The organism is Pseudomonas sp. o96-267, assembly GCF_003935465.1.
GTDB lineage: Bacteria > Pseudomonadota > Gammaproteobacteria > Pseudomonadales > Pseudomonadaceae > Aquipseudomonas > Aquipseudomonas sediminis.
In genome coordinates, this window is the sequence record NZ_RHQP01000006.1 from 62,033 (window position 1) to 86,557 (window position 24,525).

Genomic DNA, 24,525 nt, shown 5'->3' on the forward strand with positions numbered 1-24,525 from the left:
TCAGGGGTAGGGGGCGCCGTGCGCACCGATGTCTCGATGCGCACGGCTCGGGCGGAAGTTTTCGTGAGCCTAGAGCCCGGCGTTCTTCAGGCGGTTGGCGTGTTGACGGTAGACGGTCACCGGGTCGGTCTCGAACAGGCTGGTCAGGCCCAGGGTCTGGTTGACCTCGTCGAGGTGGTTCATCCGGTAGTTGTCACGAATCACCTGGCCCATGCGCGAGCTGCAGCGGCCGACCAAGCCATCGTTGGCTTCGTTGCCGAAGGTCAGCGAGGACGCGCCCATCAGCAGGTCGCTTGGGTCGAGCAGGTTGGTCAGCGGGCTGGTGCCGCTCCAGGAGTAGTAACGCACGCCATTGACGCTGTAGGCGCCTTCGCCGCAGGCGCTGGTGGGAATGCCTTGCGGAAACTTCGCATTGAAGCGCGCTGCGCCCTGGCTGTTGAGCGATTCCAGTGAGCCCAGTGCATTCTGTGGCGTGGTGCTGGAGCTGCCGGAAAGGAAGTTGATCAGCGTCCCCAGGCCGTTGACGATGCCAACCAGCAGCGGCGTGGCAACCGGGCCAGCGGGGCCGTCGCTGATGCCCTTGAGGAAGTCGGCGGTGGCCGAACCCTTGTGCGGTGCGCCGACGCTGGTGACGGAGGCGACCAGGTCCGGGCGCACGGCGGCAACGTAGCGGGTGGTCGGGCCACCGTGGCTGTGGCCGATCAGGTTGACCTTGCCCTTGCCGCTGATGGCGACGATATCCTCGACCTGCTGCAGCAATTGCTCGCCGCGTGCTTCTGAGGTGTCCAGCTGGCTGACTTCGGTGACATAGACGCTGGCGCCATCGCGGCGCAGAGCGGCCGGGATACCGTACCAGTAGTCGACGCCGAGGATGCTGTCGAAACCGAGCATGCCGTGGCCTAGGACGATGGGGTATTTGGTCTGGGTATAGCCGGATGAACCGAACCAGAAAGCCTGGGTCTGGCCGCTGGCGAGCAGGCCGGTACCGAGACAGAGGGCGAGCAGGGTTTTATTGTTCTTCATGGGCGCTCTCGATGGATTTTGTTGAGGCAGTCAGCTGCTTCCAGCAACACAAATCACGCCCGTCCTGTGGCGCGTACGGCGCAAGATTGATGGCAGGAAGCATGCCAGCGTCGCTGAATCACAAGCGAAGCCTCTAACCCGGGACTTTTGTTGATATTGGTGCGAACTGGCGGCGATATCGCTGGCTAGGTTCTGTTACGTGTCGACACGCAAGATCATGCGAACGGCCGCTACTCATCTGTTCATCGTGTGATTTTTGAGGCGGTGGCGGGGCGGGTTAGAAGGGGCAAGTGGGCCGATTAGCCGCTGCCCAATCGAAGGTTGGGGGTAACGCTGGGTGCGCCTTGACAGTTTGCCGTGGGCTTCTCTAGGATGCGCCCTGCGCCGATTTAAACAGCTACTTGCGGGGCGCCACAGGGTGTTGCCATCAGCGCCTGAAATTCCGCTAAAGCGCTGGTTCGGTGTCGCCTCTCACCGCTGCCCAGCGGGATTCTCGAGGCGGAGACGCGACCATGATCTGTCCCCAACCCCTTATTCGCCTGGCGCCCATCACTTCGGGCTTGCTGCTGCGCAATCCGCGCGTGCTGCTTGGCGGCAGTCACCAACCTACCTTGCTGCGTTATCTCGAAGGCTGGCCCAAACGCTGGGCAGGGTCACATGCCTTTCGCATTCAGTTCGTGCAGAACGGCGAGTCGTTGAGTCGCTTCGCGCGGGACAGTTTCGACCTGGCGGTGATCCAGGCGCCGAGCGCCGAGGACCTGGCGCAAACCGTCGGTGAGCTGGTGCGTGTGGCGCGCCAGGGACTGATCACCCGGCGTTAGTCGGGTTGCGAAGCCGGCCATCTGCGTAGGAGCGAGCCCTCCTCGCGAAGCTCTTCAAGCACCAGTGTTCGCGAGCACTTAGGGGTAATCGATCTCGACGATGTAGCAGGTCTTCTCGCCGCTGGGGCTGTGCACGCGAACCTCGGCATCTAGTTCCTTGCCAACCAGGGCGCGGGCCAGTGGCGAGTCGATGCTGATCAGGCCTAGCTTCAAATCCAGTTCGTCGGGACCAACGATACGGTAGCGCGACTGCTCGCCGTCCTCGTCCTCGATGGTGACCCAGGCGCCGAAGTACACCTTGTTCGGATCGGACGGCTTCTCGCTGACGACCTTGAGCTTCTCCAGGCGCTTGGTGAGAAAGCGCACGCGGCTGTCGATCTCGCGCAGCATTTTCTTGCCGTAGGTGTACTCGGCATTTTCCGAGCGGTCGCCCTGGGCCGCGGCCTCGCTGACTGACTGCGTCACCTGCGGGCGACGCACATGCCACAGCTCGTGCAGCTCGGCGCGCAGGCGCGCCTCACCTTCGGGCGTGATCAGTGGTGTACCGGCAGGGCGAGGGGGGCGATAGCGGCTCATGGTGTTCAGGATCTGAAGAGGGGCGCCAAGTCTAGCAAACCCCTCTCAGGGTTCTCAGCCTTCACGTAGCACGCTCAACGGGCTGGCATTGAGTGCGCGTCGGGTGCCGAGAACACCGGCCAGACCGATCAGCAAGGCACCAATCAGCGGCAGCAGAAGCAGCCAGGGGTGCGGTTGCCAGCTCATGTCGAAGGCGTAGCGGTAGAGCAGGAAGCTCACCAGCTCACAGCCCAGCGCGGCGAGCAGGCCGGCGGCAGCACCGAGCAGACCGAACTCGGCACGGCGGGCGCTGATCAGCAACTTGCGCTCGGCGCCCAGAGCACGCAGCAGTGCACCCTGACGAATACGTTCATCCAGGGTCGCCTGCAGTCCGGCGAGCAGAACGGTGATACCGGCCGCGAGTACGAACAGCAGCACGTATTCGATGGCCAGGGTGACCTGGGCGAGGATGCTGCGTAGCTGCGCCAGCAGGGCATCGACCTGCAGCAAGGTGACGCTGGGGAACGCGCGACTGAGCTTGATCAGCTCTGCATCCTGGCCAGGCGGCAGGTAGAAGCTGGTCAGGTAGGTGGCAGGTAGATCCTGCAGGGTCTGCGGCTCGAAGATCATGTAGAAGTTGGGCTGGAAGCTGTCCCAGTCCACCTGGCGCAGACTGGTGACTTGCGCCTCGCGCTCGATGCCGCCGACGTTGAAGCGCAGTCGGTCGCCGAGCTTCAGCTGCAAGCTTTCGGCCAGCTCGGCCTCGACGGAAACGCCAGGCAGATCGCTGGCATGCTCGGCGCTCCACCAACTGCCGGCGGTGATCTGGTTGTCAGACGGCAGTTGCTCGGCCCAGGTCAGGCTCAGATCGCGTTGGATGGCGCGTTCGCCGCGACTTTCCTTGGTTACCAGTTGGCGTACTGGTTCGTCGTTGATCATGATCAGGCGACCCGGTACCACCGGATACAGCGGCGCCGGGTGTGGCGACAGTTCGGCCAGGCGCGCGGCGAAGGCATCGCGCTCGGCCGGCAACACGTTGAGGGCGAAGTGGTTGGGCGCATCTTCCGGCAACTGGTCCTGCCAGGTGTCGAGTAGCTCGCCACGAAGCAGGGCTATCAGCGCCATGGCCAGCAGGATCAGGCCGAAGGCCAGTGATTGGCCCGCCGCAGCGAGCGGGTGGCGCAGCAGTTGGCCGAGGCCCAGGCGCCAGGGCAGGGAGGCACGTTGCAGCAGGCGGCGCAGGCTTTGCAGACCGAGCAGCAGCAGACCGCCGAGCAGCAATGCGGCGAGTAGACCGCCACCCAGCAGTGCCAGCGTCAGTTTCAGATCCAGGCTCAGGCGCCACATGATCAGGCCCAACGCAACCAGCGCCGCGCCATAGACCAGCCAGGAACTGGCCGGTACCGGCAGCATGTCGCGGCGCAAGACGCGTAGCGGCGGCACGCGGCCGAGCGCAGCCAACGGCGGCAGCGCGAAACCGGCCAGCGCCACCAGGCCGGTGGCCATCCCGGCCAATGCAGGCCACAGATTTGCAGGTGGCAGGTCATCAGGGATCAGGCCACGCAGCAGATAGAACAGCACGTGCTGGCCAGCCCAGCCCAGCAGCGCGCCGATCACGCAGGCAACCAGCCCGAGCAGCGCCAGTTGCAGGCCGAACAGGGCCAGCGCTTCGCGTCGCGACAGCCCGAGGCAGCGCAGCAGGGCGCTGGCGTCGAAGCGCCTTGCGGCGAAGCGTGCCGCTGACAGTGCCACTGCGACGCCGGCGAGCAGCACCGCCGCCAGGCTGGCCAGGTTCAGATAACGCTCGGCTCGGCCGAGGGCGCCGCCTACCTGGCGATTACCGTCACGGGAGTCGTCCAGGCGCTGATTGGGCTCCAGACCGGCTGCGACGGCCGGGCGGTAGGCGGCCAGGGCGGCGGCATCGCCGCGCCAGAGTTCGCGAAAGCGCACACGGCTGCCAGGCTGCACCACCTCGGTGGCGGCAAGGTCGTCCAGGTGCATCAGCACGCGCGGCGTCAGGCTGTAGAAATCGCCAGCGGTGTCCGGGTCATAGGTCAGCACGCGGCTCAAGTGCAGGGTCTTGGACCCTATTTCCAGTTCATCGCCAATCTTCAGATTCAGCGCGACCATCAGGCGTGCTTCGGCCCAGACTTCACCGGGGCGCGGGCTGGACCCCGCTTCCTCTGGTGCGTAGGGTTCGGCAGCGCTCCTCAGTTCGCCGCGCAGCGGATAACGGCTGTTGGCTGCCTTGACGCTGGCCAGCTGAATGCCATCCGCAGCGGCAACCACACTGGAAAACTCCACCGCTTGTGCGTGATCAAGGCCCAGCTTGAGCCCTGCGTCTATCTGTTCCTGGCTGGCGGGCGTGCTGCCGCTCAAGCGCAGGTCGGCAGCGAGAAACTCGCTGGCGCGCAGCAGCATGGCGTCATTCAGGCGTGCGCTGAAATAGCCAATGGCGCTGCTCGCAGCCACCGCGACCAGCAAGGCGAAGAACAGCACCCGCAACTCGCCGGCGCGGGCATCGCGCAGCAGTTGGCGGGCAGCGAGCGAAAACAGGCGAGTGACGGGCACGCGTTTCATCAGGGCTCCACGCGGTCGATCAGGTGTCCGGCTTCCAGGCGGATCAGGCGCTGGCAGCGGTGCGCCAGGCGCTCGTCATGGGTGACCAGAACCAAGGTGGTGCCGCGCTCCTGATTGAGCTGAAACAGCAGGTCGCTGATACGTTCGCCGGTGTGGCTGTCGAGGTTACCGGTGGGTTCGTCGGCGAACAGAACGTCGGGCTCGGCGGCGAAGGCCCGCGCGATGGCCACGCGCTGTTGTTCGCCACCAGAAAGCTGGCGCGGGTAGTGGGTCAGACGTTGGCCCAGGCCGACACGTTCGAGCAGGGCTCGGGCGCGCTGGCGGGCATCGGCGTGACATTCCAGCTCCAGCGGTAACATCACGTTTTCCAGCGCGTTGAGGCTGTCGAGCAACTGGAACGACTGGAAGACGAAACCCACGTGCTCGGCGCGCAGGCGCGCGCGCTGGTCCTCGTCGAGCTCGCTGAGGTTGTTGCCGGCCAGCAGTACGGCGCCGCCGCTGGGCAGGTCGAGGCCAGCCAGCAGGCCGAGCAGGGTGGATTTTCCGGAGCCAGAGCTGCCGACGATGGCCAGGCTATCGCCTTTGTTCAGGTCGAGGTCGAGGTCATGAAGGATTGTCAGCTCGCCTTCCGTGCTGCTGACCACTTTGCTAAGGTTCCGCGCAGCGAGAATGCTCGAAGTCATGGAGATTCCAAATGCGTGCATGGTGGCTGAGTGGTGCCTTGGCCCTGATGTTCTGGGCTCAGGGAGCGGTTGCAGGCACCCTGCTTGTGGTCGGCGATAGTATCAGCGCCGCTTTTGGCCTGGATAGCCGCGTAGGGTGGGTTGCTTTGCTGGAAAAACGCCTTCAGGAGGAGGGTTTCGAGCACACCGTGGTCAACGCGTCGATCAGCGGCGATACCAGCGCAGGCGGCGCCGCGCGGTTCTCTGCGCTGATCGCGGAGCATAAGCCGGAACTGGTCATCATCGAGCTGGGTGGCAACGATGGCCTGCGCGGGCAGCCTCCTGCGCAATTGCAACAGAATCTTGCGTCGATGGTTGAGAAATCACAGCAGGCAGGGGCCAAGGTGCTCATTTTAGGGATGCGTCTGCCGCCAAACTATGGGGCGCGCTACACCACGGCTTTCGCCCAGGTGTTTGCTGATTTGGCGAAGCAGAAGAACGTGCCGCTGGTGCCGTTTTTCCTCGAGGGCGTTGGTGGCGTGCCAGGAATGATGCAGGCCGACGGCATTCATCCGACCGAGTCTGCGCAGGCGGTGTTGCTGGATAACGTCTGGCCGACTTTGAAACCCATGCTTTGAGCGCCTGTGGACGGCGGAAAACTGAGTAGGCAGAGGCTTCTCCGCCTCAGGCCTTTCGGCTAATGTGGCCGATCTGTCACGGAGCCCCAGATGCCGCGTCCCGCCTGGTCCCTTTATGCCTACCAACTGATCGAGCCGGATGAGCAGCTGGATCTGTTCGCCTGTCGTGAGGTGCGCGTGCACCTGGTGGCTCGTCAGTTGCGCCTGGGTGGGCATGCTGATCGCACATTGTGTGGCGGTTTGTTGCCGGCACAACCGCGTTGGCGGATCTTGGAAAAGGCCTGGCTGCGGGATCGTCGCTTGTGCCCAGCCTGCCTGGCGACATTCGAGGCCCAGCGTCAGGGACTGTGCTCGAATTGGGCAGATGGCTGACGCCTGCCCGCCTTGCAAATCGCGGTGTACAATCGCCGTAATATCATTCAACTCTTCAAGGGACATCCCGGATGTTGTCGCGCTTTTCTGCGGTCAACCGCTGCCTGACTCTGGTCGCACTGTGCTCCAGTGCCGCAGTGCAGGCTCTCGAACTTCCACTGCCGCCGCCAGGCGAGGATGTGGTGGGCCAGGTACAGGTGATCAAGGCCAAGTACGAGGACACCTTTGCCGATCTGGGAACGGCAAACGACCTCGGCTATCTGGAAATGGTCGCGGCCAACCCTGGCGTCGACCCCTGGCTGCCGGGCGAGGGCAGCGAGATCATCCTGCCGACGCGTTACGTGCTGCCGCCGGGCCCGCGTGAAGGAATCGTGATCAACCTGGCCGAGTACCGTCTCTACTACTTCCCGAAAGGGCAGAACGTCGTGCATACCTTCCCACTGGGCATCGGTCGTGAAGGCTGGGGGTCACCACTGGGTGTCGGCCGGGTAACGGTAAAGACGCCGAACCCCGCCTGGTATCCGCCCCAGTCGATCCGTGATGAGCACGCTGCTGACGGCGATATTCTGCCCACTGTTGTGCCGCCAGGCCCGGACAATCCACTGGGCCCATACAAGATGACACTGTCGTTCCCGGGTTACCTGATCCATGGTTCGAACAAGAAGTTCGGTATCGGCATGCGCGTCAGCCATGGCTGCTTCCGGATGCTCAATCACAACGTGCTGGAGTTGGCGGGCATGGTGCCTGTCGGCACTCCCGTGCGCATTCTGAACGAGCCGTACAAGTTCGGCGTCAGCGGTGGCAAGGTCTATCTGGAAGCGCATGCGCCGCTGGATGATGAGGGTGATCCATCCGTCGTCGACAAGCACACGGCGGTGATCAATGCACTACTCAAGCGTGACGAACTCAGCGGCCTGCGTCTTGACTGGGAGATGGTTCGTGAAGTGGTTGCTGCCGAGGACGGCATGCCGGTGCCCATCGCGGCACAGACCGAGAGCGTGGTGGCGAGCAGCGACAACCCGTTCTGATCAACCCAGTTGCAAAAGCCCGCCTGCATGCGTGTACGCGGGTTTTTTATTGCCTGGTAATCAAGCTGTTCTGAGGGTGGCAGGCCATTAGTGGGTAATAAAAAAGCCGCACCAGTTGCCTGGGGCGGCTTTCGAAAAAACGAGTCGCAATTACTTGCGGCTGGCTTTTTCCAGCATGCGCAGAGCGCGCTCGTTGGCTTCGTCAGCAGTTTGCTGAGCTTTCTGAGCGGCGGCCAGAGCTTCATCGGCCTTGCGGTAGGCTTCGTCAGCACGGGCTTGAGCGCGAGCTGCTGCGTCTTCGGTAGCAGTCAGGCGAGCTTCGGTTTCTTTGGACATGCTGCTGCAACCGGTAGCCAGAACTGCGGCCAGAGCCAGAGCAGAGAATTTCAGAACGTTGTTCATCGTGTTCCCCTTGAGGTGGAGTTTTTCCATAAAGAGCAATTCCCCAACTGCGGGAAATTAGCCGGCGTACATACTACCTATTACTTTTAGTAAGTAAACGGAGCCAGGGCAAGAGTTGCAGGTTTTTTTTCTTCGAGCAGTACGCTGAAGGGTAGAGCCTGCGCGGGCTGGCTAAAAAACAGCCAGTTACGTAATCCATACAGTGTAGCGATTGTACGAGCTGTTATAACTGTCCCGACGTTGAAACTAAAACAATAAAGAGGGGATGCAGATGCTTGGGAATTTGGGGCTCTTGCTGGGCTTGGCGCTACTTATCTTCATGGCGTTACGCGGGGTGAACATATTCATCGCCGCATTGCTCTGTTCGATTTTGGTGGCGCTGACCAATGGCGTCGCCGTACCAGGCGCGCTGCTCGAGCACTTTCCATTCGGCCCCCTAGGTGCATTCACCTTTGCCGGCAAGTTCTTCGTGCTGTTTCTCTGCGGGGCGATCTTCGGCAAGGTCATGGCTGCCAGTCAGGCGGCCAGCAGTATTGCTCAGGCCATCACTCGCGGCCTGGGTACGCAGCGCACGCTCTGGGTGGCGATGCTGGTGTGTGCGGTTCTCACTTATGGCGGGGTGGTGGTGTTCGTGGTGATCTTCACCATGTATCCGCTGGGTATTACCTTGATGCGCGAGGCCAATCTGCCCAAGCGATTGTTCTGCGCAGCCACGGCGCTGGGTGCGGGAACCTTCACCATGACGGCCTTGCCTGGCTCACCGTCGATTCACAACGTCATCGCCGCCAGTGCGCTGGGTACCGATTTGTTCGCAGGTGCCTGGATTGGTCTGCTCGCCTCGCTGGTAATGATCGTGTTGGGTATGGCCTATCTGCAGCGCGAATGGCGTCTGGCGCGCGAGCGCGGTGAAGGGTTCGAGCCTAACGCGCAGGACGAACGTATGCAGCAGTTGGCCGGTGCGCCGGGTAGCGGGCCGCATTGGGGGATGGCGCTGGTGCCGATCATCGTGGTGCTGGGAATCATACTGCTGCCGCGCCTGCTCGCTCTGTCTGGTGCGGTTGTACCGGGTGAGGGTGCGCTAGGTGGATTGTTGGCCTTCAGTCAGTCGCAGCCGATTCTCTGGCCCAGTCTGGCCTTGGTGATCGCTACCGGTGTCGCTGTGCTGATGTTTTCGGCGTTGCGTCGTAATACCCTCGGCCTGCTGGGGCAGGGCGCGGACGATGCGATCATGCCGCTGCTCAATACCGCTGCGGTGATCGGCTTTGGCGGTGTGGTTACTCAGACCGCAGGTTTCGCTCAGTTCGCCCAGTGGATACTGGGGGGGGATCTGCCGCCGCTGTTGTCGGTGTTCGCATCGGTCAGCGTGGTATCGGGGATCGTCGGTTCTTCGTCTGGTGGCCTGCAGATCTTCATGCAGACCCTGGCGCCGCGTTACCTGAAGATGGGGGTGGACCCTGAGGTGTTGCACCGGATCGCCAATATCACCGCTGGTGGTCTCGATTCGCTACCGCATTGTGGTGCAGTGATTGCGATGCTGATGATCATGGGCCTGACTCACAAGCAGGCGTACAAGGACATCTTCGTCATCACGGTACTGATCCCCGTGATTGCGGCTTTGCTCTGTATCGCAGTGTTGAGCTTCTGATTGCTCGTGGCTGGGCGGTTCGCCGACTGATAAGCTTGGCCAATTGCATAGGTCGGCAGTGGCATCAGAATTTGCGCTTTTGTCGCAGCACCGGTATGAAGTAAAAATAGATGCGCCGCTAATGGTTGGCGGCTAGAGGAGTGAAGATGAGCGAGGGTTTGTCCATCCACCATGACCAGACGAGTCACCAGTTCGTGACGACCGTCGATGGTGATCGTGCCTATCTGGCCTATATGGATCTGGGCAAGCAGACGCTGGACATCTATCGCACCTTCGTCCCCAACGGCCTGCGTGGCCGCGGCATCGCCGCTGCGTTGACCGAGCATGCCCTGCAGTACGCCGAAGGCAAGGGCTACACGGTGATTCCGTCGTGCTCCTATGTCGAGCGCTATATGGAGCGACGTGCGCGTCACCAGTAGGATCGATTTGTAGACTTACAGCCCGCGCTAAGCGTCATGGTGGGCTGAAGCCCACCCTACGTGAATGCGGATACGAAAACGCCGGGCATTGCCCGGCGTTTTCATTGCTGCTGCGCTCCTTAGCCGCGAGGGCGCTTGGGCAGTACATCCTTGAGCTTGGCATGCATGCTGCGCAGGCTTTTCTCGGTGGTATCCCAGTCGATACAGGCATCGGTGATGGATACGCCGTACTTGAGGTCGCACAGATCCTTCGGAATCGACTGGCTGCCCCAGCCCAGATGACTCTCGACCATCAGGCCAACAATGGAGTTGTTGCCTTCGAGAATCTGGTTGGCCACGTTCTCCAGAACCAGTGGCTGCAGGGCCGGGTCCTTGTTGGAGTTGGCGTGGCTGCAATCGACCATGACGTTCGGGCGAATGCCGGCTTTTGTCAGTTCCTGCTCACAAATGGCAACGCTGACCGAATCGTAGTTGGGCTTACCGTTGCCGCCGCGCAGTACCACATGGCCATAGGCATTGCCCTTGGTGGTGACGATGGACACGCCACCTTCCTGGTTGATGCCGAGGAAACGGTGCGGGCTGGAAACCGATTGCAGGGCGTTGATGGCCACGGTCAGGCCACCATCGGTGCCGTTCTTGAAGCCAACGGCAGAGGACAGGCCCGAGGCCATTTCGCGGTGGGTCTGGGATTCGGTGGTGCGTGCACCGATGGCCGACCAGCTGATCAAGTCCTGCAGGTACTGCGGGGAGATCGGATCGAGCGCCTCGGTGGCGGTGGGCAGGCCCATTTCTGCCAGGTCGCGCAGCAGCTTGCGGCCGATGTGCAGACCGTCCTGGATCTTGAACGAGTCATCCAGGTAGGGGTCGTTGATCAGGCCTTTCCAGCCGACCGTGGTGCGCGGCTTCTCGAAGTACACGCGCATGACCAGGAACAGGCTATCGGACAGCTCGGCAGCCAGCACCTTGAGGCGCTCGGCATATTCGTGAGCGGCCTTGATGTCGTGGATGGAGCAAGGGCCGACGACCACGAACAGGCGATGATCCTTGCCGTCGAGGATGTCACGTACCACCTGGCGACCATGGGCAACGGTCTTCAGTGCGGCATCGGTCAGGGGGATTTCGCGTTTGAGCCGATCGGGGGTGATCAGCGTTTCGTTGGAAGCGACGTTGAGGTCGTCGATCGGTAAATCAGCCATCGTGCTATTCATCGGGTCAGGTCGTCAGGTCACGGGTGCCGGCCGCCAGCGATCCCCTATGGCGGTGCACAGCTAGTTGGTGCAGGGGGAGCCGAACCTTAGCGCGTACGGGGCTGCGCGACAATGGGCGTGAAGTTCAATGAGCCTCATAGATTGGCAGTATGAGGTGGCGTTTTGCCCTTGCAGAGGGTTTATTCAGGCGAGATAGGGAAACTCCGCAGCATGCTTGGCGATCCAGTCCTGAGCGCATTGCTCGATGGCCATGGGCTGGCCCGACTCATGTTCGAGTTGTTGTCGGTAATGCTGGATCTGGCAGACCTGCTCGACCATACGCGCACGAAACAAGGTGTCTTCATCGATGAAGGCGATGCCCACCAAATAGTTGCCCTCCTGCCGCCGACACCAGGCCACGACGCCGGGATAGCGTGCCTGCTCACCTAGTATGGGAATACGTAGCTCCACCGAGGTACCGCGGCGAAAGCCCCGCGACGAGTTGCACGCGACGCCGCCGAGGCTGATATTGTTCAGCCGTTGCCGGGGAATGCGGGCTTGTTTGCGCAGTACCAGTTCTACCGGCATGTCACTTGGATGACGCAGAAACTTACGCATGAACACCGACCTTGAGTACAGGCAAACTGATATCAGTGAATTCAGTATAGCGACGCAATTGGAATTGACCGATCTGGATGCTGATCGCCGCCTGCTCGACCTTCCCGGTGCGTCGCTGCTGGTGTTCACTAGCACGGGCTGTGCCAGCTGCCGCTGGGCACGTCAGACCTTGCCTGGTATGCCACTGCCAATAGAGCGCCTGTGCTGGGTCGATGCAGGGCACAACGCCGGATTGGTGACGCGCTACGAGGTATTCCACTTACCGGCGCTGTTTCTGGTCAAGGACGGTCATTTCTTTGGCGCATTGCACGCACGTCTTACTCACTCCGATCTGGTTACCGCCTTGGGCGAGGCCTTGCTTCGCCCGGCTGAGGAGCTTCCCTGATGTCTCAATCCCCCACGCCGCGTATTGGCATTATCGGCACCGGTGCCATTGGCGGTTTCTACGGAACGATGCTGGCTCGCGCTGGACATGACGTGCACTTTCTCCTGCGCAGCGAGTATGGCGCGGTGGTCGAGCGAGGCCTGCAGTTGAACAGTGCGGTACATGGTGCATTGAACCTGGCCCCGGTACAGGCCTACCAGCATGTCGACGAGATGCCGCCCTGCGACTGGTTGCTGGTGGGCACCAAGACCACTGCCAATGCCGAACTGGCACCGCTGATTGCCAAGGCAGCAGGGCCAGGCGCCAAGGTGGTACTGCTGCAAAATGGCCTGGCAGTGGAAGATGAGCTGCGCCCACTGTTGCCCGACGACCTGCACCTGCTAGGCGGGCTCTGCTACATCTGCGTTCATCGTAGTGCCCCGGGCGTGATCGAACATCAGGCGCTGGGGGCGATCAACCTGGCCTATCACTCGGGCCCTCTGGTCGACGACGAGGTGCGCCTGGCGCTGGCCGAGGAGGGCGCCAGCCTGCTGCGCAGCACCGGCCTGGATTCGGCGGCGATGCGCGATCTGGCGCAAACGCGCTGGCAGAAGCTAGTGTGGAATATCCCTTATAACGGCCTGTCGGTGTTGCTCGATGCCGACACGCAGCGCCTGATGGGCAATCCCGACAGTCGCGCGTTGATCGCTGACATGATGCAGGAGGTGGTACAGGCGGCTCAGGCGCTGGGCTACAGCATGCCGGATAGTTACGCAGACAAACTACTGGCTGCCACTCAACGCATGCCTGATTACCTGCCGAGCATGTACCACGATTTCGCTCAGGGCCGCGTGGCGGAACTGCATGCCATCTACGAGGCGCCGCTGGCGGCTGCGGACGCAGTGGGTTTCGATATGCCCAAGGTGCGCGCTCTGTATCAGGCGCTGCGGTTCATTCAGGCTCGCCAGGAGGCCTAAGTATGGGTAAGGGGCTGGGGGACAAACTGGTGCTGGCGATCTCTTCGCGGGCGCTTTTCGATCTGAGCGAAAGCCACCAGATCTACGAAAGCGAGGGTGTGGAAGCCTATCGCCGCTATCAGATCGAGCATGAAGACGAAGTGCTGATGCCGGGCGACGCCTTTCCCCTGGTGGAGAAGCTGCTGGGGCTCAACACGCGTCTCAGCGAGCAGCGTGTGGAAGTCATTCTTGTGTCGCGCAACAGTGCCGATACCGGGTTGCGCGCGTTTAACTCGATCCAGCACTACGGGCTCGGCATATCCCGCGCCGCATTCGTAGGTGGTCGTAGCCCTGACCCTTATCTGGCAGCCTTTGGCTGTCATCTGTTTCTGTCTACTCATGCCGACGATGTGCGCAATGCACTGAAGGCCGGTTTCGGCGCAGCCACGCTGCTTTCCGGTGGCGCGCGGCGGGCGAACAGCAACGAACTGCGCATCGCCTTCGATGGCGATGCCGTACTGTTCTCCGACGATTCCGAGCGCGTCTACCAGAGTGGCGGTCTCAACGCCTTCCAGGATCATGAGCGCGAAGCCGCAAGGCAGGCGCTGCTGGGCGGGCCTTTCAAACCCTTCCTGGCGGCTCTGCACAGCCTGCAGCAGGAGTTTCCCGAGGCAGACTGCCCGATCCGTACCGCGTTGGTGACCGCACGTTCGGCGCCGGCGCATGAGCGGGTGATTCGCACCCTGCGGGAATGGAATATTCGTCTGGACGAATCCTTCTTCCTCGGTGGGCTGGACAAGTCGGCGGTGCTCGAAGCCTTCGCCGCCGACGTGTTCTTCGATGACCAGACCGGACACTGCGAGAAGGCGCGCCAAGTGGTCGCCACTGGTCATGTCCCGCATGGGGTGAGCAACGAGTTGCTGCCCTGAGCCGATGCTGGCGCTCAAGCGCCTGCATATAGCCATTCGTCCTAAATAACGCTGCCAATCTTGCTTTGTCTGATGCGCTGCTAAGCTCAATGTAGGGCCTGCGCCAGCAGTCGAGGAGGCCGTGTGATCCGTTCGATACTCTATGCCACCGATCTGGGGCTTTATGCTTCCTATGTGCTGCAGCACGCCCTTGCCATGAGCCGTAGTTTCAAGGCTGATCTGTATGTGGTGCATGCGGTTGAACCCATGGGGTTGTTCGCTGAGTCCGTGCTGCAGACCTACCTGGATGAAGAAACCCTCGGGGAGCTTCGTCGCAACGGGTTGAGCACGGTCATGGCCAGCATCGAGCAACGTGTGCTGGAGGGATTTCGCGACGAGTTGGGTGATGCTCAGCAGGATCTCGAACTGATTCGTGCTGTGCGGGTGCTGCAAGGGGACCCGCCGGCGATGATTCTTGAGGAGGCGCAGAAACTTGGGGTAGATCTGCTGGTCGTAGGCAGTCATAGCCATGGCGCGGACTTGGCCGTGCCGCTGGGTCGCACCGCCGCACGGATCGTGCAATTGTCGGAAGCACCGGTGTATCTGGTGCCCATGCTGCAACACCGGGGGCATGGGGATTTGTAAAAGGGGGTAAATAATAAAACGTTCTAGGCTGTTCTATTAAACCAATAATATGGTTATATACGGCATTGGCGGCTGTTGGCCTGCCTTACTGCTCTGAGGGAAACATATGAAGCTTCAGCAATTGCGCTACATCTGGGAAGTTGCGCACCACGACCTCAACGTATCGGCTACCGCTCAGAGCCTGTACACCTCGCAACCAGGGATCAGCAAGCAGATTCGCTTGCTCGAGGATGAGCTGGGCGTGGAAGTTTTCGCCCGCAGCGGCAAGCACCTGACCCGTGTGACCCCAGCCGGGGAGCGCATCATCACAACGGCCGGCGAGATTCTGCGCAAGGTCGAGAGCATCAAGCAGATTGCCCAGGAGTTCTCCAACGAGAAGAAGGGCACCCTGTCCATCGCCACCACCCACACCCAGGCGCGTTATGCCCTGCCGCCGGTGATCAGCGCGTTCATCAAGCAGTACCCGGATGTCGCTCTGCACATGCACCAGGGCACGCCGACGCAGATCGCCGAGATGGCGGCCGACGGCAGCGTGGATTTCGCCATCGCCACCGAAGGCCTGGAGATGTTCAACGACCTGATCATGATGCCTTGCTACCGCTGGAACCGCTGCGTGGTGGTGCCGCAGGGGCATCCGCTGACCAAGCTGCCGAAGTTGACCCTCGAAGCGCTGGCCGAGCATCCCATCGTCACTTACGTATTCGGCTTCACCGGTCGTTCGAAACTGGACGAGGCCTTCAGCCATCGCGGTCTGACGCCCAAGGTGGTGTTCACCGCAGCCGATGCCGACGTGATCAAGACCTATGTGCGCCTGAACCTGGGTGTGGGCATCGTGGCCAAGATGGCTGTCGACGCCAAGCTCGATCCGGACCTGGTGGTGCTCGACGCCGATGACCTGTTCGAGCCCAGCGTGACCAAGGTCGGTTTCCGTCGCGGTACCTTTCTGCGTGGTTTCATGTGCGATTTCATCGAGCGTTTCGCTCCGCACCTGACCCGCGACATGCTGGCCAAAGCCGTGCAGTGCCACAACAAGTCCGAGCTGGAAGAGTTGTTCAGCGGCGTCGAACTGCCGATGCATTGAAGCCTGCTCTGAAACGAAAAATGGCGCCCAATGGGCGCCATTTTCGTTGCTGCATGAGCGTGATCAGTGGCTCAGGTGCAGGCCGCACTCCCGATTGTCTTCGCCCTTGGTCGGGTCGAAGTAATCGAATTCGTTCGGCAGATCATGGGCGACCAGGTACTGATACAGATCCTTGGACGACCAGTGCAGCAGCGGGGCGACCTTGATCAGACCGTCCGGGTTGATGCTGATCGGCTCCATCTGCGCGCGCACTGCGGTGTCGGTCGCACGCAGGGCAGTGAACCAGACGCTCGGGGCGGTCTCGCGCAGGGCGCGTGCGAACGGCTCGAGCTTCACCTCTTCGGTGAACGCCGCGTGACGCGGATCATCCAGGGCAGGTACCGGGCCGTCGATGGCTTCGCGATGCGCACGCGAACGCTTGGGCAGGTAGGTGATGAGGTTGAGGTTGAGCTTGCGGGCCACTTCATCGGCGAAGCGGTAAGTGGCCTCGGTGTTGTAGCCACTGTCCATCCAGACTACCGGGATATCCGGTTTGACCTGGCTGACCATATGCAGGATCACCGCTTCGAAGGGGCGGAAGTTGGTGGTGCAGATGGCGGGTTTGCCCAGTCCGATGGCCCATTGAACCAGCTTTTCTGGCTGGTTGCCGAATTCGGCGTTGAGCGCGTCCAGGTCGAGTTCCATGGTGAGGACTCCAGATCGTGTGCGTGAGGGCGCGATGGTAGCAAAGGCAGGTTATGCGGCTAAATAACTAAGACGCTTGATGTCCTTCATTCCAGTTATAAGCAGGTCGCATTGCGCCAACCAAGCCCAGCGGCTAGAGTGCCGGCTCCTTTTTGGCTCAACCGAGGAGTGGCCTGTGGAAATCGCGTGTCTCGACCTGGAAGGTGTTCTGGTTCCGGAAATCTGGATCGCCTTTGCGGAAAAAACCGGCATCGAGTCGCTCAAGGCGACCACCCGCGACATCCCCGATTATGACGTGCTGATGCAGCAGCGCCTGCGCATTCTCGATGAGCACGGCCTGAAGCTCAAAGACATCCAGGACGTCATCGCTACCCTGAAGCCGCTCGATGGCGCCGTGGAGTTCGTCGACTGGCTGCGTGAGCGTTTCCAGGTGGTGATTCTCTCGGACACCTTCTATGAGTTCTCCCAGCCGCTGATGCGTCAGCTGGGTTTCCCGACGCTGTTGTGCCACCGCCTGATCACCGACGAGAGCGATCGTGTGGTCAGCTACCAACTGCGCCAGAAGGATCCCAAGCGCCAATCCGTTCTCGCCTTCAAGACCCTCTACTATCGCGTGATCGCGGCCGGTGACTCGTACAACGACACCACCATGCTCAGCGAAGCCCATGCCGGCATCCTGTTTCATGCGCCGGAGAACGTGATTCGCGAGTTCCCGCAATTCCCTGCCGTGCACACCTTCGAAGCGCTCAAGCAAGAGTTCCTCAAGGCGTCGAATCGCAAGCTGAGTCTGTAACGCCGATGCATGAAAAACGCCGCGAAATCGCGGCGTTTTTGATTTGGGGTACTTATTCGGTTGTGGCTGGCAGGCGCTCCAGTGTTTCCAGCAGCACCTTCACCTTGGTGATGGACTCCTGATACTCGGCCTGCCAGTTGGAGTCGGCGACGATGCCACCACCGCCCCAGCAACTGATCTTGCCGTCCTTGACCAGCAGGCTGCGAATGGCAATGGAACTGTCCATCTCGCCGCGCACGTCGAGATACAGGAGCGAGCCGCAGTAGAGCCCGCGCCGGGTCGGCTCGAGCTCATCGATGATCTGCATGGCGCGGATCTTCGGCGCCCCGGTGATGGAGCCGCCGGGGAAACTGCAGGCGATCAGGTCCAGCGCATCCTTGTCAGGCGCAAGCTCGGCGGTGACGCAACTGACCAGGTGATGCACGTTGGGATAGCTCTCTAGGGCGAACAGCTCCGGCACTTTCACCGAGCCGATGCGGCAACTGCGGCCGAGATCGTTGCGCAACAGGTCGACGATCATCAGGTTCTCGGCGCGATCCTTGCGGCTTTCCAGCAGCTCCTGTGCCTGCGCCTGATCGTCCTCAGCGTCATGGCCGCGGCGCCGCGTGCCTTTGATCGGGCGGGTTTCCACCTGACCGTCGCTGACCTTGAGAAAGCGCTCGGGCGACAGGCTGAGAATGGCATTGCCATTGCCCAGACTCTGGAATCCCGAGAAAGGTGTTGGGCAGGCCTGGCGCAGTGCCAGGTAAGCGCCCCAGGGATCGCCTTCGCAGGGCGCCTGAAAGCGCTGGGCGAAGTTCACCTGATAGCAATCGCCAGCGAGGATGTAGCTCTGGATGCGATCGATCGCCTGGCGATAACGGTGCTGGTCGATATCGGCTTGGAACGGCTGGGTCAGGTGGAAAGGCGCAAGCGCTTCGCTATGCGCCGCTTCGAACAGCGTTTGCAGGCGCTGGCGCTCTGCCTCTGGCAGTGCCGGGTGAAACAGCAGGGCGCTGGTCTCCAGCTGATGATCGCTGATCAGCGCCCAGGCGTAGAGGCCGAAGCGCGCATCTTCAAGGTCGAGATCATCGATGCTGTGCTCGGGTAGCACTTCCAGGCGGCGGCCGAAGTCATAAGACAGGTAACCGATCAAACCACCGACGAATGGCAGCTCCTGTTGCGCGGGTGCTTCGGCGGCCCCGAGGCTCTGTAATGCGCCTCGCAGGCGTTGCAGAAAATCGTTGGCCGATTCGTCGGACATGGGCGCCAGTTCTGCCAATGGCCAGGCGCTCATAAGGTCATAGCGTCCACGCTTGGCACTCGGTCGCCCGGCATCCAGCAGTACGGCACCGGGGGCCTGGCGAATGCGCTGGAAGTAGTCGCAGGGATCGGTGCGGTAGGGAAGAGGGTGCAGAGAGCAGCTGGGCATGCGTGGCAGTCGAAAGGGATGAAAGAGCGATTGTAGTCCGCCGCTAATATTCATCCTAGAGCTTCGGCCAGGTTTGCTCCGGTAGGCTCGGCTGATTAGTATGGAGTCGTGCCAGGATGTTGAACTGTCGTACCAAAATAATAATGAATGAAAGGGTCCAGGCCATGGATGTAGTGATCGCTCCAGCTGCTGGAAGCCTGCTGCGTTCAAAGCTGTCACCGCCTCAGGCATCTGCGGACTATCTGGCAAGACCGCAGGTGGATGCCGCGCTTTCGGCCCATTCCCACGCCCGCCTGGTACTGTTTTGCGCGCCTGCTGGCTTTGGCAAGACTACGGCGTTGGCGATGCTGCTCGAGCAGCGTCGTCAGGCCGGCAGCGCTGTTGCGTGGCTATCCTTGAGCTCTGCTGATGACGAGCCGGTACGTTTCTTCCAGCAACTGATCGGCGCCTTGGGGCGTGCACTGCCCGGGCTGGGTGATTACGCCCTGGGTTATCTGCGCAACACCATGCGCGTGCCTGTCGAGGCGGTGATGGAAAGCCTGCTGGTAGACCTGTCGCAGCGATCGGAACCGCTGCTGTTGGTACTCGATGACCTGCACCTGATTCAGGATGGCGAGCTTCTCCGCGCACTCAACCGCTTGGTCAAGTTGGCGCCACCGAATTTCACTCTGGCCATCGGCAGCCGTTCGCAACCCGCTCTTGGGCTCGCCACGTTACGCGCCAAGGGGTTGTTGCTGGAGCTGGGTAGCGACGAGCTGAGGCTCAGTGCTGAGGAGATGCGTGCTTATCTGCAGCGCAGCGGCCTGCATCTCGATCCTGAGGCGTTCGATGCGCTGTACCGTCATACCGAGGGCTGGGTGGTGGGCGTGCATCTGGTCAGCCTGTGGTTGCGTAACCACCCGCAACCGACTGAGCGCCTTGCCGCGTTGGGCGCAGACAAGAATGTACTAGGCGACTACTTGTTGCGCTCGGTGTTCGAGCAGTTACCTGTCGAGCGGCAGGAGCAGTTGTTGGCGCTCGGGGTGGCGCAGCAGCTCAGCGGCGAGCTGGTCAATGCCCTGACCGCGCGTCAGGATGGCCAGCAACTGCTGGAAGAGCTGGAGGCCATGCAACTGTTTCTCCTGCCCATGGATCGCGAGCGCCAGTGGTATCGCTTCCATAATCTGTTCGCCGAGTTTCTCCGCAGCCGGCTCAAGGACCGCGATCCGGAGCGTTTCAAACAGCTGCATTTCAATGCCAGCCTGTGGTTCACCAATCACCATATGCAGAACCTGGCCATCGAGCACGCCTGCTTGGCCGAAGACGCCGAGATGCTCGCCGCACTGCTCGACGGGTGTGGCCTGGAGCTGATCAATCGCGGCCAGCTCAACCTCATCTACAAATGGCGACAGCATGTGCCGGACGAAATCGCTGCGCGCTTTCCGGTGCTGGTGCTGGCCGATGTCTGGACCCGTGCGGCCGAGCTGGGCCTGAAAGAGGCCAATCGCATGCTCGATGAGCTGCTGGAGCGTTGGGCCGAGTCGCGCGCGAGCGGACCATTGAGTGACAAGGTGCTGGCGACCCTGACGATCAAGGCGGTGATCGCCTTGCAGAAAGATGACCTGGGTACCTGTGTCGATCTGGCGCGGCGCATCGAGGCGCAGCTGGGGCAGCACACTGCGTTTCTCGAGGTGGCGATCCTCACTGTGGGCGCCCTGGCCAGCGTGATGCTTGGCCAGGCCGAGCAGGCGCGCAAGTTGCTGGCGCTGGCGCAACAGCGCAACCACTTTCTCGAAGGCCGTTATCTGGACATGCAGTTGGCCAATGTGGAAGTGCTCCTGTGTCTGGAACAGGGGCGGGTAAAGCAGGCGCAGCTGCTGTTCGAGCAGTTGCGTGCGCGGATGATGCCCTGGTTCGGCGAAAAGTCCCGTGCCCTGGTTTTGCCAACCATCAGTGAGTCGCTGATCGCCTATCAGCAGGGCCGTCTGGATGGCCTGCAGGATCGGCTGCGTTGGGCGTTGGCCACGGTCGATGTGATCAATCCGATCGACCTGTACGCCCAAGCGATGCTTTGCCTGGCACGGGTTCAGCGCCAGCAGGGGGCTCCGAAAGAAGCGGCCGCGACCCTGGTGATGATGCAGAACCTCGCGGCGCGCAACCATTCCTGGCGTTTTTATGTGCAGGCCGTGGGTGAGGAGATTGCATTGATCCTGCAGGAGCCAGCGCCCGAGCGCAGCAAGCGCGCAGAGCAGCGTTTGAAGTCGGTGGATTGGAGCAAGCTGGAAGGGTATTACGCGCAGCGCAATTTCAATCCGGTGCCGTGGGTGCTCGGTCTGAGCCGGGTGCGCCTGCAGCAGGCGCGCGGCTATTACAGCGAGGCGCTGCATGAGATCAGCCAGTTGCGCAGCCAGTTGCAGGATGACCGGCATGGGCTGCAGCAACTGCGTCTGGATCTGCTCGCTGCGCTGAGCTACCAGCACCTGGGCTACCGGGAGCGGGCGCAGAGCTTGCTGGTGCAGTGCCTGATTGGCGCGGAGCGGGAGGAGGCGCGCAGTCTGTTCATCGAGGAGGGCGAGGCTGTGCGCCAGTTGCTGCAACAGCTGGAGTCTACTGAGCGCCAGCCGGCATTGCAGGCTTTCATCCGCAGTCTGTTGAGTGCCTGGCCCGGCCAGGAGTCGCGGCACGCCCTGGACGGGCTGGAGGAGGGGTTGACCGAGCGCGAGCGCGAGGTGGTCTGTCTGGCCGCCAAGGGCATGTCCAACGAAGAGATCGGCCAGCAGTTGGCGCTCGCCTTGGGTACCGTCAAATGGCACCTGCACAACATCTACGAAAAGCTCAAGGTGCGTAATCGCACCCAAGCCATACGACGTGCACGTGAGCTGAGCCTACTCGAATCATGAACAGCCAGAATCCGTCCTACCAACCCGCTATCCCGCTGTTGCGCACCAAGTTGTATCCCTCCCATACCGAGGGCGCTCCACTGCTGGAACGCTCGGTTTTGATCGAGCGATTGATGGAGGCGCGTGAGCGGCGCCTGATCGTCCTCAGTGCACCCGCCGGCTTTGGCAAAAGCACTGTTCTCAGCCAGCTGCGCAGTCGCCTGCAGGCACAGGGAGCGCGAGTTGCCTGGCTGTCGTGCGACGACAGCGATAGCGAGCCGGCGAGGCTGCTGCAGTATCTGGTGGCCGCTGTCGCCGCTGTTTGTCCGGGCTTCGGCAGCAGTGCCACTGCATTGCTGCAGGGTGAGATCAACTGGCCGCTGGAGACGGCGATCGATGCATTTCTCGACGATCTGAACGGGCTGTCGGAGAGCCTCTATCTGATGCTCGATGACTTCCACCGCATCCGTCATCCCACGCTTGGTCAGAGCTCGCGCTATCTGCTCGAGCGCCTGCCCAGCCACGTCCGGCTGGTAGTCAGCACCCGTTATCAGCCGCGCTTTCTCGACGAGCCGTCTTTGCTCGGTGCCTGGGCATTCTGGCTCAAGGCCGAGGACCTGCGCCTGACACGCGCGGAGACCGCTGCTTACTTGCGCAGCATCAAGCGTCTGGCCCTGGAAGACAGCGAGATCAACCAGTTGTATGTGCGTACGGAAGGCTGGATCACGGCCTTGCACCTGGCGGCGCTGGCCTTGCCGCGTCAGCAAAACCGCGCGGCCTTTCTCGCCGGGCTGTCAGGGACCGAACGCAACATCGCCGATTATCTGGCCGAAGACGTGGTAGCCAGCCTGCCGGAAGCCGTGCAGCTGTTTCTCGACCAGACCTCGGTACTCGATGAGTTCAACGCCGAGTTGTGCAATGCGCTGACCGGGCGCCATGACGGTGGCGACATGCTGCGCCGCCTGCAGGGCGAGCAACTGTTCGTGATCGAGCTGGACGAGCAGGGCCAGTGGTTCCGCTATCACCACCTGTTCGCCGAGTTCCTGCAGGGGCGTCTGGCTAAGCGTGGCGACCCGGCTCACCTGCTGCACGCGGCCGCGCGCTGGTGCGAAAGCCATGACCTGGCTGACAAATCGATCAAGTACGCGTTGCGCGCGCGTGATTACGGCTTCGCCGCCGAGCTGCTGGAACGCCAGGGCGCGCGCTTGATCGCTGGCAACCGGGTATACGGCATCCTCGCCATTCTCAAGGAAGTCCCGTCGCTGGTGATCACCGAGCAGCCGGTGTTCCAGATCTTCTATGCCTGGCAATTGGCTTTCGAGCAGAAGTTCGCCGAGTCCGAGGCGTTGATCGAGGAAGTCAGCGCGCGCCTGACGCAGGGGCGTGGCAAGGGGATGCATTTCGGCCTGATCGAGCTGCTGGCTGCTGCTCAGGTGCTCAAGGCATTGGTGTTGCTCTATCAGGACAAACTCGACGCCTGCCTCAAGGTCGCCGGTCATTGGCTGGCGCTGGTACCGCAGAACCAGCCGGTATTTCGCGCCAGCCTGGCCTGCGTGCAGGCTGCAGCGTTCGCATTGCTCGGCGAATTCGGCGAGGCCGCCAAGGCCATCGCCGTGGCGCGTGAGAGTCTGCGTGATTGCGACAGCGAATACCTGCATGTCATGGCCAGCTTGATCGAGGCGCTGATCTGCAAAGAATACGGCGAACTGGAGCGTGGTCGCTCCCTGGCCGAAGCTGCGCGGGCAAGGGTCGTGCAGGTGTTTGGGCGGCGCAGTCGAGTTGGCGGCCCGCTGGGGCTGGCTTATGCCGACCTGCTTTACGAACAGGATCGCCACGCTGCGATTCTCGCCGAACTGCCGCTGGCCACTACCTGGCGTGATGTCGCCACGCCGGTGGAGCTGATCAGCCGCGGCAAGCTGGTCATGGCGCGCGCGCGTTTCTTCGCCGGTGCAGGGGAACAGGGGCTGGAGGAGCTTGATGAGTGGTTGAGCGGTTTGCAGGGGCCCGGCTACGAGCGGGTATTCGCCATCGCGATGGCGTGCAAGGTGCAGTTCCTGCTGTGGTTGCGCCGACCCAATGAGGCGCAGCGTGTTTATCTGCAGCTGGAGCGCCATATCGCTGTACTGCCCATCGAGCGCTATGGCGATGCGCATACGGCGTTGGCGCTGAGCCAGGCACGCTTGGCACTGAGCGAACACTGGGTAGAGAGAGCCCAAACCAGCCTGGAGGAATGTCTGGCCAAGCAGGGGGCGGACCACCAGCGGGATCGGCGCCTGCACCTGAGCCTGCTGCTGTCAGTGGCTTACTGGCGCAAAGGTAATGGCGAAAAAGCCTTCGTGCTGTTGCAGGCGACTCTCGAGGAGGCCTGGCAATGTGGTTATCGCCGCTTGTTTCAGGACGACGCCTTGTGGCTGCTGCCGCTCTGGAATGCCTGGAGCCGCGCCGAGCCCGAGCAAGCCGCAGCCTGGCAGGGCATTGCCGAAATGCTTCGCGAGCAGTGCCGCAGGTTGGCTATCGATCCTGACAGTCTCGAGGAAAATCAGGGGGTGAGTCATCGCGAGCGGGAGATATTGCGGCTCGTGGCAGCGGGGCTGTCGAATCGCGATATTGCCGAGGCGGTGCACTTGTCTGAAGCCACCATCAAACGGCATCTGCATAACCTGTTTTCCCGTTTGGGCGTACGCAGTCGCACGCAAGCCGTACTCAAGGGCAAGAGCTTGGGGCTGCTGAGCGAGGCGTGAGGAAGGCGGGCAAGTAGAGGCGAGGTGTTCGTGTTGGCGACAGACTATTGAGCGAGTCGCGGGGGCGCTGGGGGGGCGGGTGCCCGGCGGGGGGCCGCCGCCAGGCAGAGAGGGCCAGGAACTAGTAGGACGCG

23 protein-coding genes are annotated in these 24,525 nt (G+C 61.9%); 14 read left to right on the top strand and 9 right to left on the bottom strand.

The window, feature by feature from the left end:
- Positions 1–69: 69 nt before the first annotated feature.
- Entirely contained in the window at positions 70–1,023 is a 954-nt protein-coding gene (locus EGJ86_RS05555; protein ID WP_125834348.1) for a triacylglycerol lipase, read from the bottom strand.
- Between the two features lie 512 nt (positions 1,024–1,535).
- Here EGJ86_RS05555 and EGJ86_RS05560 point away from each other — a divergent pair.
- Complete coding sequence (locus EGJ86_RS05560; RefSeq protein ID WP_125834349.1) at positions 1,536–1,844, top strand: class I SAM-dependent methyltransferase; 309 nt, start codon at positions 1,536–1,538, stop codon at positions 1,842–1,844.
- Positions 1,845–1,922: 78 nt separating this feature from the next.
- On the opposite strand, the gene greB is transcribed toward EGJ86_RS05560, so the two are convergent.
- From greB to EGJ86_RS05575, 3 genes are read right to left on the bottom strand one after another with little or no spacing between them, the layout of a single operon-like run.
- Entirely contained in the window at positions 1,923–2,420 is a 498-nt protein-coding gene (gene greB, locus EGJ86_RS05565) for a transcription elongation factor GreB (RefSeq protein WP_125834350.1), read from the bottom strand.
- 54 nt (positions 2,421–2,474) lie between these two features.
- Positions 2,475–4,979 (bottom strand): ABC transporter permease, encoded by a 2,505-nt coding sequence (locus EGJ86_RS05570; RefSeq protein WP_125834351.1) that lies wholly within the window; start codon positions 4,977–4,979, stop codon positions 2,475–2,477.
- Positions 4,979–5,662, bottom strand: coding sequence for an ABC transporter ATP-binding protein (locus EGJ86_RS05575; RefSeq protein WP_125834352.1), 684 nt, complete (start codon positions 5,660–5,662; stop codon positions 4,979–4,981). Before EGJ86_RS05575 ends, EGJ86_RS05570 begins: the two co-directional genes overlap by 1 nt.
- Positions 5,663–5,673: 11 nt before the next feature.
- On the opposite strand from EGJ86_RS05575, the gene EGJ86_RS05580 reads away from it, so the two are divergent.
- The 3 genes from EGJ86_RS05580 (at position 5,674) to EGJ86_RS05590 (ending at position 7,679) form a co-directional block, all read left to right on the top strand.
- The gene (locus EGJ86_RS05580) at positions 5,674–6,279 is read left to right on the top strand and encodes an arylesterase (protein WP_125834353.1); all 606 of its coding nucleotides are present in this window, start codon (positions 5,674–5,676) and stop codon (positions 6,277–6,279) included.
- A 90-nt stretch (positions 6,280–6,369) separates the two neighbouring features.
- The gene (locus tag EGJ86_RS05585; protein ID WP_125834354.1) at positions 6,370–6,651 is read left to right on the top strand and encodes a hypothetical protein; all 282 of its coding nucleotides are present in this window, start codon (positions 6,370–6,372) and stop codon (positions 6,649–6,651) included.
- A 71-nt stretch (positions 6,652–6,722) separates the two neighbouring features.
- Complete coding sequence (locus EGJ86_RS05590; protein ID WP_125834355.1) at positions 6,723–7,679, top strand: L,D-transpeptidase family protein; 957 nt, start codon at positions 6,723–6,725, stop codon at positions 7,677–7,679.
- A gap of 150 nt (positions 7,680–7,829) precedes the next feature.
- Here EGJ86_RS05590 and oprI read toward each other — a convergent pair whose 3' ends face one another.
- Positions 7,830–8,081: an outer membrane lipoprotei OprI gene (gene oprI / locus EGJ86_RS05595; protein WP_003239826.1), complete on the bottom strand. Its 252-nt coding sequence runs from the start codon at positions 8,079–8,081 to the stop codon at positions 7,830–7,832.
- Positions 8,082–8,352: 271 nt separating this feature from the next.
- On the opposite strand from oprI, the gene EGJ86_RS05600 reads away from it, so the two are divergent.
- Together EGJ86_RS05600 and EGJ86_RS05605 are read left to right on the top strand one after the other, a co-directional pair.
- On the top strand, positions 8,353–9,726 hold the full coding sequence (locus EGJ86_RS05600; RefSeq protein WP_125834356.1) for a GntP family permease: 1,374 nt from the start codon (positions 8,353–8,355) through the stop codon (positions 9,724–9,726).
- 146 nt (positions 9,727–9,872) lie between these two features.
- The gene (locus tag EGJ86_RS05605; RefSeq protein ID WP_099524325.1) at positions 9,873–10,145 is read left to right on the top strand and encodes a GNAT family N-acetyltransferase; all 273 of its coding nucleotides are present in this window, start codon (positions 9,873–9,875) and stop codon (positions 10,143–10,145) included.
- Between the two features lie 119 nt (positions 10,146–10,264).
- On the opposite strand, the gene EGJ86_RS05610 is transcribed toward EGJ86_RS05605, so the two are convergent.
- Entirely contained in the window at positions 10,265–11,341 is a 1,077-nt protein-coding gene (locus tag EGJ86_RS05610) for a 3-deoxy-7-phosphoheptulonate synthase (protein WP_125834357.1), read from the bottom strand.
- A gap of 195 nt (positions 11,342–11,536) precedes the next feature.
- Positions 11,537–11,950, bottom strand: coding sequence for a PilZ domain-containing protein (locus EGJ86_RS05615; RefSeq protein ID WP_125834358.1), 414 nt, complete (start codon positions 11,948–11,950; stop codon positions 11,537–11,539).
- Here EGJ86_RS05615 and EGJ86_RS05620 point away from each other — a divergent pair.
- The 5 genes from EGJ86_RS05620 (at position 11,949) to cysB (ending at position 15,904) form a co-directional block, all read left to right on the top strand.
- Positions 11,949–12,335 carry a thioredoxin gene (locus EGJ86_RS05620; protein ID WP_125834359.1) on the top strand — a complete coding sequence of 129 codons (387 nt, stop codon included), beginning with the start codon at positions 11,949–11,951 and terminating at the stop codon, positions 12,333–12,335. The two genes, EGJ86_RS05615 and EGJ86_RS05620, sit on opposite strands and share 2 nt — an antisense overlap.
- The gene (locus EGJ86_RS05625) at positions 12,335–13,291 is read left to right on the top strand and encodes a putative 2-dehydropantoate 2-reductase (RefSeq protein ID WP_125834360.1); all 957 of its coding nucleotides are present in this window, start codon (positions 12,335–12,337) and stop codon (positions 13,289–13,291) included. The genes EGJ86_RS05620 and EGJ86_RS05625 overlap by 1 nt, the downstream gene beginning before the upstream one ends.
- 2 nt (positions 13,292–13,293) lie before the next feature.
- Positions 13,294–14,199, top strand: coding sequence for a 5'-nucleotidase (locus tag EGJ86_RS05630; RefSeq protein ID WP_106732375.1), 906 nt, complete (start codon positions 13,294–13,296; stop codon positions 14,197–14,199).
- A 123-nt stretch (positions 14,200–14,322) separates the two neighbouring features.
- Positions 14,323–14,823, top strand: a complete 501-nt coding sequence (locus tag EGJ86_RS05635) for a universal stress protein (RefSeq protein WP_106732374.1) — start codon at positions 14,323–14,325, stop codon at positions 14,821–14,823.
- A 106-nt stretch (positions 14,824–14,929) separates the two neighbouring features.
- Positions 14,930–15,904: an HTH-type transcriptional regulator CysB gene (gene cysB / locus EGJ86_RS05640; protein WP_125834361.1), complete on the top strand. Its 975-nt coding sequence runs from the start codon at positions 14,930–14,932 to the stop codon at positions 15,902–15,904.
- 63 nt (positions 15,905–15,967) lie between these two features.
- Here the strand turns inward: cysB and EGJ86_RS05645 are convergent, their stop codons facing one another.
- Positions 15,968–16,588 (bottom strand): phosphoadenosine phosphosulfate reductase family protein, encoded by a 621-nt coding sequence (locus EGJ86_RS05645; protein ID WP_099524311.1) that lies wholly within the window; start codon positions 16,586–16,588, stop codon positions 15,968–15,970.
- Positions 16,589–16,763: 175 nt separating this feature from the next.
- Between EGJ86_RS05645 and thrH the strand changes: the two genes are divergently transcribed.
- The gene (gene thrH, locus EGJ86_RS05650; protein WP_125834362.1) at positions 16,764–17,381 is read left to right on the top strand and encodes a bifunctional phosphoserine phosphatase/homoserine phosphotransferase ThrH; all 618 of its coding nucleotides are present in this window, start codon (positions 16,764–16,766) and stop codon (positions 17,379–17,381) included.
- A gap of 52 nt (positions 17,382–17,433) precedes the next feature.
- On the opposite strand, the gene pabB is transcribed toward thrH, so the two are convergent.
- On the bottom strand, positions 17,434–18,792 hold the full coding sequence (gene pabB / locus EGJ86_RS05655) for an aminodeoxychorismate synthase component I (RefSeq protein WP_125834363.1): 1,359 nt from the start codon (positions 18,790–18,792) through the stop codon (positions 17,434–17,436).
- A gap of 164 nt (positions 18,793–18,956) precedes the next feature.
- Between pabB and EGJ86_RS05660 the strand changes: the two genes are divergently transcribed.
- Together EGJ86_RS05660 and EGJ86_RS05665 are read left to right on the top strand one after the other, a co-directional pair.
- The gene (locus EGJ86_RS05660; RefSeq protein WP_125834364.1) at positions 18,957–21,671 is read left to right on the top strand and encodes a LuxR C-terminal-related transcriptional regulator; all 2,715 of its coding nucleotides are present in this window, start codon (positions 18,957–18,959) and stop codon (positions 21,669–21,671) included.
- Positions 21,668–24,391, top strand: a complete 2,724-nt coding sequence (locus EGJ86_RS05665; RefSeq protein WP_125834365.1) for a LuxR C-terminal-related transcriptional regulator — start codon at positions 21,668–21,670, stop codon at positions 24,389–24,391. The genes EGJ86_RS05660 and EGJ86_RS05665 overlap by 4 nt, the downstream gene beginning before the upstream one ends.
- Positions 24,392–24,525: the final 134 nt, after the last annotated feature.